The sequence below is a fragment of the Streptomyces sp. URMC 126 genome, assembly GCF_051386555.1.
GTDB lineage: Bacteria > Actinomycetota > Actinomycetes > Streptomycetales > Streptomycetaceae > Streptomyces.
Genome location: NZ_JBPQTX010000266.1, coordinates 1 through 9,814, shown reverse-complemented (window position 1 = coordinate 9,814; position 9,814 = coordinate 1). Strand labels below are relative to the sequence as shown.

The 9,814-nt window shown below is 72.2% G+C and carries 9 protein-coding genes; 5 read left to right on the top strand and 4 right to left on the bottom strand.

Features of this window, described 5'->3' with window-relative positions; genetic code table 11:
* Positions 1–33 precede the first annotated feature (33 nt).
* Together paaB and paaA are read right to left on the bottom strand one after the other, a co-directional pair.
* Positions 34–321, bottom strand: coding sequence for a 1,2-phenylacetyl-CoA epoxidase subunit PaaB (gene paaB / locus ACSNOK_RS25740; protein WP_436783153.1), 288 nt, complete (start codon positions 319–321; stop codon positions 34–36).
* The gene (gene paaA / locus ACSNOK_RS25735; protein WP_436783152.1) at positions 318–1,355 is read right to left on the bottom strand and encodes a 1,2-phenylacetyl-CoA epoxidase subunit PaaA; all 1,038 of its coding nucleotides are present in this window, start codon (positions 1,353–1,355) and stop codon (positions 318–320) included. Before paaA ends, paaB begins: the two co-directional genes overlap by 4 nt.
* A gap of 403 nt (positions 1,356–1,758) precedes the next feature.
* Between paaA and ACSNOK_RS25730 the strand changes: the two genes are divergently transcribed.
* From ACSNOK_RS25730 to ACSNOK_RS25720, 3 genes are all read left to right on the top strand, one after another.
* Positions 1,759–2,451 (top strand): DUF5819 family protein, encoded by a 693-nt coding sequence (locus ACSNOK_RS25730; RefSeq protein WP_436783151.1) that lies wholly within the window; start codon positions 1,759–1,761, stop codon positions 2,449–2,451.
* Positions 2,448–3,905: an HTTM domain-containing protein gene (locus ACSNOK_RS25725; RefSeq protein ID WP_436783150.1), complete on the top strand. Its 1,458-nt coding sequence runs from the start codon at positions 2,448–2,450 to the stop codon at positions 3,903–3,905. Before ACSNOK_RS25730 ends, ACSNOK_RS25725 begins: the two co-directional genes overlap by 4 nt.
* Before the next feature lie 95 nt (positions 3,906–4,000).
* Positions 4,001–4,762 (top strand): TrmH family RNA methyltransferase, encoded by a 762-nt coding sequence (locus ACSNOK_RS25720; protein WP_436783149.1) that lies wholly within the window; start codon positions 4,001–4,003, stop codon positions 4,760–4,762.
* A 67-nt stretch (positions 4,763–4,829) separates the two neighbouring features.
* Here the strand turns inward: ACSNOK_RS25720 and paaN are convergent, their stop codons facing one another.
* Positions 4,830–6,527, bottom strand: coding sequence for a phenylacetic acid degradation protein PaaN (gene paaN, locus ACSNOK_RS25715; RefSeq protein ID WP_436783148.1), 1,698 nt, complete (start codon positions 6,525–6,527; stop codon positions 4,830–4,832).
* A gap of 314 nt (positions 6,528–6,841) precedes the next feature.
* Here paaN and ACSNOK_RS25710 point away from each other — a divergent pair, with 314 nt between their 5' ends.
* Positions 6,842–8,362 carry a 3-hydroxyacyl-CoA dehydrogenase gene (locus ACSNOK_RS25710; RefSeq protein WP_436783147.1) on the top strand — a complete coding sequence of 507 codons (1,521 nt, stop codon included), beginning with the start codon at positions 6,842–6,844 and terminating at the stop codon, positions 8,360–8,362.
* The gene (locus ACSNOK_RS25705; RefSeq protein WP_436783146.1) at positions 8,359–8,949 is read left to right on the top strand and encodes a TetR/AcrR family transcriptional regulator; all 591 of its coding nucleotides are present in this window, start codon (positions 8,359–8,361) and stop codon (positions 8,947–8,949) included. Before ACSNOK_RS25710 ends, ACSNOK_RS25705 begins: the two co-directional genes overlap by 4 nt.
* Positions 8,950–9,049: 100 nt before the next feature.
* Here the strand turns inward: ACSNOK_RS25705 and ACSNOK_RS25700 are convergent, their stop codons facing one another.
* Positions 9,050–9,553, bottom strand: a complete 504-nt coding sequence (locus ACSNOK_RS25700; protein ID WP_436783145.1) for an Lrp/AsnC family transcriptional regulator — start codon at positions 9,551–9,553, stop codon at positions 9,050–9,052.
* Positions 9,554–9,814: the final 261 nt, after the last annotated feature.

Here is a 9,814-nt window from a genome sequence, read left to right as displayed (position 1 = left end):
CCGGGGCGGTGGCTGGGTCGGTGGAGGGCGGGGTCACAGGTGCCGCACCCCTTCGGGAATCTCGTAGAACGTCGGGTGGCGGTACGCCTTGTCGCCGGCGGGCTCGAAGAAGGGGTCCTTCTCGTCCGGCGAGGAGGCGGTGACGGCGTCGGAGGGAACGACCCAGATCGAGACGCCCTCGGACCGGCGCGTGTACAGATCCCGGGCGTTGCGCAGGGCCATCCGCGCGTCCGGGGCGTGCAGGCTGCCGGCGTGGGTGTGCGAGAGGCCGCGCCTGCTGCGGACGAACACCTCCCACAGCGGCCAGTCGGTGCCGGTCATGCCATCGCCTCCGGGTGCTCGGTGGGGCCGGACGCGGCGGTCCCGCGCTCGGGGGTGTGATGCGGGGCGTCGGAGGGGCGGGGACCGGGAATGTGCTTGGCCGCGTACGCGGCGGCGGCCTCCCGTACCCAGGCGCCTTCCTCGTGGGCCTCGCGGCGGCGGGCCAGCCGCTGTTCGTTGCAGGGGCCGTTGCCGCGCAGAACCTCGTCGAACTCGTTCCAGTCGATCGGGCCGAAGTCGTAGTGCCCGGTCTCCTCGTTCCACCGAAGGTCGGGGTCGGGGAGGGTGAGGCCGAGGGACTCGGCCTGCGGGACGCAGATGTCGACGAAGCGCCGGCGCAGTTCGTCGTTGGAGTGCCGCTTGATCTTCCAGGCCATGGACTGGGCGGAGTGCGGGGATTCGCCGTCGGGCGGGCCGAACATCATCAGCGACGGCCACCACCAGCGGTTCACCGCGTCCTGGGCCATGGCGTGCTGGGCCTCCGTACCGCGGCTGAGGGCCAGCAGCAGCTCGTATCCCTGCCGCTGGTGGAACGACTCCTCCTTGCAGACGCGGATCATGGCGCGCGCGTACGGGCCGTAGGAGCAGCGGCAGAGAGGGACCTGGTTGGTGATGGCCGCGCCGTCCACGAGCCAGCCGATGGCCCCTACGTCGGCCCAGGTCAGGGTGGGGTAGTTGAAGATCGAGGAGTACCGCTGGCGGCCGGCGTGCAGCTTGTCCAGCAGCTCGTCCCGGCTGACGCCCAGGGTCTCGGCGGCGCTGTAGAGGTAGAGGCCGTGACCCGCCTCGTCCTGGACCTTGGCCATGAGGATGGCCTTGCGCCGCAGCGAGGGCGCCCGGGTGATCCAGTTGGCCTCGGGCTGCATGCCGATGATCTCGGAATGGGCGTGCTGGGCTATCTGCCGGATCAGGGTGGCGCGGTAGGCGTCGGGCATCCAGTCGCGCGGCTCGATGCGTTCGTCCGCCGCCACGGCGGCGTCGAACACCGCCTCCAGCGCCGCCGTGTCCACCGTCTCCGGTGCCGTCGTGGTCATGCCGCTGCCCCCTCGTCCGATGTGAACGCGTGAACGCCAGGCCGTCGCGCGGCGAGGAGGCCGTGGAAGCCTCGACGCCCTACCGACCGATCGTTCGGTTCAATGGTGAGGTGGCTCCCGAGCCGTGTCAAGGCTGTGGATAACGGTCGGTGACGGTCTGTGGACAACCGGGCCGAGGCGTCTCGGGGGCGGCCGAGCGACCCGTACGGGGCGGGGGCCGGAGCCCCTGATGCCCACGGCCTCGCCACCCCGAGGAACCCCGGGGCATCAGCGCGGCGGCACCGGTGTGGGCCGGGCGACGAGGGTCAAGGCCTTATGGCCGCTGCGTCGCCGGCGGGCGGGTCGGTACCGTTCGGGTGCGCGGAAGGCGTCCGCGCGACGAACGAGCGAAAACGGGGCGTACATGGAAACGGACGACGGACGCGAGCGGAAGGACGGCGCCGGTGAACGGGCGGCTCCGGCCGCGCCCGCCGGACTGTCCCGGCCCGCCCGCTGCGTGATCGCACTCGGCGCCCTGATCGTCGCCCTGGTGACGGCGGTGCATCTGGGCATGATGTTCTTCCATGTCGCGCCGCAGAACACGGTCAGCAAGCAGCATTCCTCGACCATCGCGGACTACGTTCTGCCCGAATTCGAGCAGAACTGGAAGTTCTTCGCGCCCAATCCGCTCCAGCAGAACATCCACGTCCAGGTCCGTGCCCGGGTGCGCGCCCCGGACGGCAAGGTCACGGTCACTCCGTGGACCGACCTCTCCGCCCAGGACGGTGCCGCCATCCACCACAACCCCCTCCCGAGCCACGCGCGGCAGAACCAGCTCCGCCGCGCCTGGGACTTCTACCTCGCCTGGCACGACGACCAGGGCCGGCCGCTCGGGAAGCGGAGCCCGCTCGCCGAGGAGTACCTGCGCCGGATCGCCGTCTCCCGGCTGGACCTCGACCGCGACGGAAACCGGCTGGAACGCGTCCAGCTCCGTTCGGTGACCTCGAACGTCGCGCCTCCGCCGTGGAGCAAGGGGCAGGCAGGCGAACCGGTCCGGCGTGAGCTGGCCTGGTGGCAGGTCACCCCGGACGACCTGAAGGCGGTGCGTTCCCTGTGACCGTCTCCTCTGTACGTACCGCCTGCTCACGCGCCTACGCCCGGGTCACCGGCGCCTCCCTCGGCCCGTACCAGACCGCCCTGATCCGGATCGGGTTCTCCTTCACCTGGCTGTTCTTCCTGGCCCGCGAGTGGCCCAACCGCCATGAGCTGTACGGCCCGGACGCCCCTTGGAGCTGGGGCCTCGCCCGGCGGCTGACGGACGACAACGGCGCCTTCACGGTGCTCATGTGGTCCGACAGCGGCTGGTGGTTCGAGCTGGTCTACCTGCTGGCGATGGCCTCGGCTCTGCTGCTGATGCTGGGCTGGCGGACCCGGACCATGTCCGTTCTCTACATGATCGGCCTGCTGTCGCTGCAGAACCGCAGCGTCTTCGTCGGCGACGGCGGGGACAACGTCCTCCATCTGATGGCGATCTACACGGTGTTCACCCGCTGCGGGCAGGTGTGGTCGCTCGACGCCCGGCGCGCGCGCCGCCGGGCCGCGGCCCCCGGGCCGGGCGCCGGCGCCGACCCGGGCCGGGACCGGGACGTCACCGGCATCGTGCTGTGGGCGCTCTGCGGTCTGGCGCTGGTCCTGGCGACGACCGACGCGGACACCCGGCTCGCCTGGACCGCGCACGGACCGGTCCCGGGCATCGGCTGGGCCACGCTGTTGTGGGCCCTGTGGAGCGGGCACGGGCTCTGGTGGGCCGTGCGGCGGTACGGCGGTACGGAACCGCGCGCGGTCATGGCCGCGTTCGGGCACCTGATGCACAACGCCGCCCTGCTCGTGATACTCGCCGAGGTCTGCCTCATCTACGGAGCGGCCGGCTGGTACAAGGTGCAGGGCACGCTCTGGCAGGACGGCAGCGCGCTCTACTACCCCCTGCACCTGGACTACTTCTCCCCCTGGCCGGCCCTGTCGCACGCACTCGCCGCCAGCGGCGTCGTCGTGCTGCTGCTCAGCTACGGGACGGTCGCCGTCCAGGCGGCCTTCCCCTTCACGTTGATCAACCGCAGGGTGAAGAACGCCCTGGTGGCGGTGATGATCGCGGAGCATGTGGGGATCGCGGTCCTGCTCGGGCTGCCCTTCTTTTCCCTGGTGATGATCTGCGCGGACGCCGTGTTCCTGCCGTCGGTGTTCCTGGTGCGCGTCGGCGACGCGGTGGGGCGGACGGCGACACGCGCCTGGAACCTGCTCCTCCGGTTCAACCGGCGGGAGATCCCGGTCCGCCGGGCGGCGGCCGTGCCGGCCGGGAGCGGAGCGGCGGCTTCCGACGGGCGGGGCGCCGCCGGACAGGACACCCGGCAGGTCGGCGGTCAAGACACCGGCCAAGGCACCGGGCAAGACACTGGCCAAGGCACCGGGCAGGACGCCGGGCAGGACGCGGCGCACTGTGACGGGCAGGACACCGGGCACGGCGATGGGCGGAACGGCGCCGAGACGGACCCGGCCCGTTCGGCGTCGGGGTGACCGTGCGGAGTTCGAGACTCCGTCCCCGATCCCGGCCCCCGTCCCACGACGTCCCGATGCCCCGACGTCCCAGGTCAGCGCCGTAGGCTGAGCCCATGACCGAGGACGCGACCGGTATCGCCGTGCGGCAGTGGGGCGAACGGGCCCCCGGTGCCGTGCTGCTCGACGGATTCCACGCCATCAAGCACGCCCTGCGCTTCGGAGCCCGGGTCGGCCCCGTGCTCACCACCGACGCGGCGGCCGTCCTGGCGCTGGCGGACCGGCTCGCCGACGACGTGACCGAGCCGCTGCGCGGGCTCCTGACGGAGGTGGACCGGGCCGTCCTGCGCGAGCTGGTACCCCGAGGTCACACCACCGAGGTGGCCGCCCTGGCCGCCCGGCCCACCCGCGAGGACAACCTCGCCGCCCTGGCCCGCGGCCCCCGGCCCGCTCCCGTCGTCCTTCTCGACAATCCGCGCAACCTCGGGAACGTCGGGGCGGTCGTCCGGCTGGCCGCCGGTTTCGGGGCGACCGGCGTCGTCACCACCGGGGACCTCGACCCCTGGCACCAGAACGCCGTACGGGCGGGCGCGGGGCTGCACTACGCCACGGCCGTCGAGCGGGTGACGGCCGACGGCCTGCCGCACGGACCGCTGTTCGCGCTGGACCCGGAGGGCGACGACATCCGGTCCGTCACCCTGCCGGACGATGCCGTGCTCGCCTTCGGATCCGAGCGCCACGGCATCTCGGACGAGGTGCGGGCGCGGGCGGACCGGCTGGTCGCGCTGCCGATGCGCCCGCAGGTGTCGAGCTACAACCTGGCCACGAGCGTGGGGATGGCGCTGTTCCACTGGGGCGGGCCGAAGGCGGCGGGATGACGGACCGGACCGCGTCGGGTTGACGGTCCGCGTCGGCCGCCCACCGGCGCCCCGGCCCGCCACCGGGTCACGCCTGCCGTCGCACCTCCACTGTGCGGAACCGGCTCGCCACGAACGCCGCGTCACACAGCGCCGCGTTGGCCGCCGGGTTGCCGCCCGAGCCGTGGTAGTCGGAGAACGCGGCGGTCTGGTTGACGTAGACGCCACCGGTGAGGTTCAGCGAAAGCTGTGCGCACTCCTCCAGGCACGCCTGCTCGATCAGCTCCTCCGCCTCCGCCGAGGTGGTGTACGCCCCGACGGTCATCGCGCCTTTCTCCCGCACCGTGCGGCGCAGCAGTTCCACCGCCTCCGCCGTGGAGTCCACGGCCACCGCGAAGGACACCGGGCCGAAGCACTCGGAGAAGTACGCGGCCTCGGCGTCCGGCTTGGCGCCGTCGAGCTTGACGATCACCGGGGTGACGACGGTCGCGTCGGGGAAGTCGGGGTTGGCCACCGCGCGGGAGGCGAGCGCCACCTCGCCGAGCCGGCCAGCGGCCTCCACGCGCTCCTTGACCTGATCGTTGACGATGGCGCCCAGCAGGGCGTTCGCCCGGGCGTCGTCGCCCAGCAGCTTCTCGACGGCCGCCGCCAGGTCGGCCACCACCTCGTCGTACGTCTTGTGGCCGGCGTCCGTGCCGATGCCGCCGCGCGGGATCAGCAGGTTCTGCGGAGTGGTGCACATCTGGCCGCTGTAGAGGGAGAGCGAGAAGGCCAGGTTGGACAGCATCCCCCGGTAGTCGCCGGTGGAGTCGATGATCACGGTGTTGACGCCGGCCTTCTCGGTGAAGACCTGGGCCTGCTTGGCGTTGGCCTCCAGCCAGTCGCCGAACGCCGTGGAGCCGGTGTAGTCGATGATCCGGACGTCCGGGTGGACGGCCAGCGACTTGGCGATCCCCTCGCCGTCCCGCTCGGCGGCCAGGGCGACGAGGTCGGGGGAGAAGCCGGCCTCGCGCAGCACCTCGCGCGCGATGCGTACCGTCAGCGCCAACGGCAGGACCGCGCGCGGGTGCGGTTTGACCAGGACGGGGTTGCCGGTGGCGAGCGAGGCGAAGAGGCCGGGGTAGCCGTTCCAGGTGGGGAAGGTGTTGCAGCCGATGACGAGGGCGATGCCACGCGGGACGGCGGTGAACTCCTTGGCCAGTTTCAGCGGGTCGCGTTTGCCCTGCGGCTTGACCCACTCGGCCGTCCGCTCGGCCTCGGCCTGCGCCGCGTACGCGTAGGTCACGGCCTCCAGGCCGCGGTCCTGCGCGTGCGGGCCGCCGGCCTGGAACGCCATCATGAACGCCTGGCCGCTGGTGTGCATGACCGCGTGCGCCATCTCGTGCGTCCGGGCGCTGATCCGCTTGAGGATCTCCAGGCACACCAGCGCCCGGTGGCGGGGGCCGGCCTCGCGCCACGGGCGCATCGCGGACCGCATGGCCGGGAGCAGCACGGTGAAATCGGCGTGGGGGTACTCGACGCCGAGTCGCGGCCCGTAGGGGGAGACCTCGGATCCCGTCCAGCCGTCCGTGCCGGGCTGGTCGAGATCGAAGCGCCGGTCCCGGAGGGCTTCGAAGGCCGCCTGACCCGCGGCGGCGTCCAGACCGCCGTCCTGATCGGGGCCGTACGCCTTGGGATGCTCGGGGTGCGGGGACCAGTAGGCGCGCGTGCGGATGACGTCGAGGGCCGTGTCGAGCGTGGCGGAGTGCTTCTCGGCCAACTGATCGATGGTGAGTCCGGCGGTCACGGTTGACCAACTCCTCGTCGGACGGGCGTGGATGCGGTGGCGATGAACTCGGTAACTCTGTGGTCTCGATGAACTTGGTGAACTCGGCGATCCGGTGAGCTCGGTGGCTCGGTGGGCCGCTGAGCTTGGTGCGGCCGGTGCGCTTGATGAGCCGGGTGAACACGGAAAAGACAGTCGAACCAGACGAAACGGTGGTGCCGGATCCGTACGGCCGCGTGCCGTTGTCGTACCCGCCAGATACATTAACCGAACGATCGGTCGGGACAAGGGGGCCCGGCGAATCCGGGACCACCTCATCGGGGAGGATCACTGCCATGACCGCAATCGAGCCGGAGCACGCCGTGGCCGTCGTGGGCGCGGGCACCATGGGCCAGGGCATCGCCCAGGTCGCCCTGGTCGCGGGCCACCCGGTGCGGCTGTTCGACGCGCTGCCGGGCCGCGCCGAGGAGGCCGCGCGGGCCGTCGCCACCCGTCTGGACCGCCTTGTGGCCAAGGGCCGGATGCCGGCGGACGCCCGGGACGCGGCCGTCGCGCGGCTGCGTCCGGTCGCGGAGCTCGCCGGGCTCGCGGACTGCGCGCTCGTCGTCGAGGCCGTCGTCGAGCGACTGGACGTCAAACAGCGGCTGTTCCGTGAGCTGGAGGAGGTCGTGGCCGACGACTGCCTGCTCGCCACCAACACCTCGTCCCTGCCCGTGACGGCGGTCGCCGGGCCGCTGCGCCGCCCGGGACGCCTCGTCGGCCTGCACTTCTTCAACCCGGCGCCGCTGCTGCCGCTCGTGGAGATCGTCCGGGGGCACGCCACCGACCCGGCCGCCGCCGACCGCGCGTACGCCACCGCGACGGCCTGGGGCAAGACGCCCGTACGCTGCGCCGACACCCCGGGTTTCATCGTCAACCGGCTGGCCCGGCCGTTCTACGCCGAGGCTTTCCGCCTCCTGGAGGAGCGCGCCGCCAACCCCGCCACCATCGACGCGGTGCTGCGCGAGAGCGGCGGCTTCGCCATGGGCCCGTTCGAACTCACCGACCTCATCGGCCAGGACGTCAACGAGGCCGTCACCCGCTCGGTGTACGAGGCGTTCTTCCACCACCCGAAGTTCACCCCGTCGCTGGCCCAACGGCGTCTGGTGGAGGCGGGGCTGCTGGGACGGAAGAGCGGGCGCGGCTGGTACGACCACGCCGAGGGCGCCGCGCGGCCGGAACCGGACACCGCGGCACCCGAGAAGGCGCCCGGGGCGCTCGTCCTGCACGGTGTCCTGCCCCCCGCCGCCGCCGTCCTGCCGGAGCTCGCCGAAGCCGCGGGCATCGTCCTGACACGCGAGGAAGCGGACGGCGACGGGTACTTCGCGCTGCCCGGCGGCGCGAAGCTGGCCCTCACCGACGGCCGCTCCGCCACGGGCGACGCCGGAGAGCCGGCCGTCCGCTTCGACCTGGCCTTGGACTACCGCTCCTGCGAGCGCGTGGCCCTCGCCGCCTCCCCCGGCACGTCCCCGGCCGATCTGCGGGCCGCCGTGGGCCTCTTCCAGGCGCTCGGCAAGAAGGTCAGCGTCGTGGCGGACGCGCCCGGCCTGATCGTCGCGCGGACCGTCGCCCTCCTCGTCGACCTCGCCGAGGACGCCGCCGGCCGGGGCGTCGCGGGGCGGGAGGACATCGACATCGCCATGCGGCTCGGCGTGAACTACCCGCGCGGGCCGCTGGAGTGGGGCCGGGAGCTCGGAGCCGCGTGGGTCCGCCGCTTCCTGGCGAACATGGAGTCCGAATACCCGGGCGGGCGCTACGCCCCGTCCCAGTCGCTGCGCCGCCGAGCGGCCGTCAAGGAGAGCCTGCTTCCATCATGACCATGGCCAAGCGTGACACCTACACGCCGGAATCGCTGCTCGCGGTCGCCGTCGCGGTGTTCAACGAGCGCGGCTACGACGGCACCTCCATGGAGCACTTGTCGCGCGCCGCGGGGATCTCCAAGTCCTCGATCTACCACCACGTCCGGAGCAAGGAAGAGCTGCTGCGGCGCGCCATAAGCCGGGCGCTGGACGGGCTGTTCGCCGTCCTTGACGAGCCGGGGGCCACCACCGGGGCCGCCGTGGACCGGCTGGAGTACGTCACCCGCCGTACCGTCGAGGTGCTGATCGCCGAACTCCCCTATGTGACGCTGCTGCTGCGCGTGCGCGGCAACACCGACACCGAGCGCTGGGCTATGGAGCGCCGCCGCGAGTTCGACCACCGGGTCGCGGCCCTCCTGAAGGAGGCCGCCGCCGACGGCGACCTGCGGGCCGACGTGGACGTCCGGCTGGCGACCCGGCTCCTCTTCGGGATGATCAACTCCGTGGTGGAGTGGTACCGGCCGGAGCGCGGCAACGCCGCCACCAGCGAGGAGGTCGCCGACGCGGTGATCGCCACCGCGTTCGCGGGGCTGCGGGGGCACTGAGCGCGGGGCTTCGGGCGCACTGAGCGCGGGGCTTCGGGCGCACTGAGCGTGGGGCGCGGGGCGCGCCGGCGGGCCCCCGCCGGCAGCGCCTCGTGCCGCCTCACACCTCCCGCCCGTTGACGCCCTCCTTGAGGTCCTGCTCCTCGAAGACCAGCAGGGTGCGGGTGCTCAGCACCTCCTCCATGGCCTGGATCCGGGTGAGCACGAGCTCGCGGAGGGCGCGGTTGTCCTTGGTGTGCACCAGCAGGAGGACGTCGAAGTCCCCGCTGACCAGGGCGATGTGCGAGGCCCCGGGCAGCACGCTGAGCTTTTCCCGCACGGTGCGCCAGGAGTTCTGGACGATCTTCAGCGTGATGTACGCGGACGCGCCCTGCCCGGCCCGCTCCTGGTCGATGCGGGCCCCGAAGCCCCGTATCACCCCGTCGTCGATGAGCCGGTTGATCCGCGCGTAGGCGTTGGCACGGGAGACGTGCACCCGCTCGGCCACGGACCGGATCGAGGCCCTTCCGTCGGTCTGGAGCATGTGCAGGATCGAGCGGTCGATCTCGTCGAGCGGTCGTGCGGGCGTTCTGGGGCTCGTTTTGGCCATCTGTTCGTCCGGCATACCGCCATGCCTCCCCTGAGTGGACGCGCTGTGCATATCTCAGGCTGTGGAAAACCGTTTGTCCACAGGCCCGGGCCGCCTGTAGCCAAAATGCACCGGCAACCGAACAATCGGTAGGGAGAGCGCAGACGCTTTCCGGTCACGCCTGCCCCACGCATGCCTCACACCTGCCCCCAGAGGAGGTGCTCGTCATGACGGTCCTCGAGCAGCCCGGTGCTTACCGGCCGACCCCGCCCCCCGCCTGGGAGCCCCGCACCGACC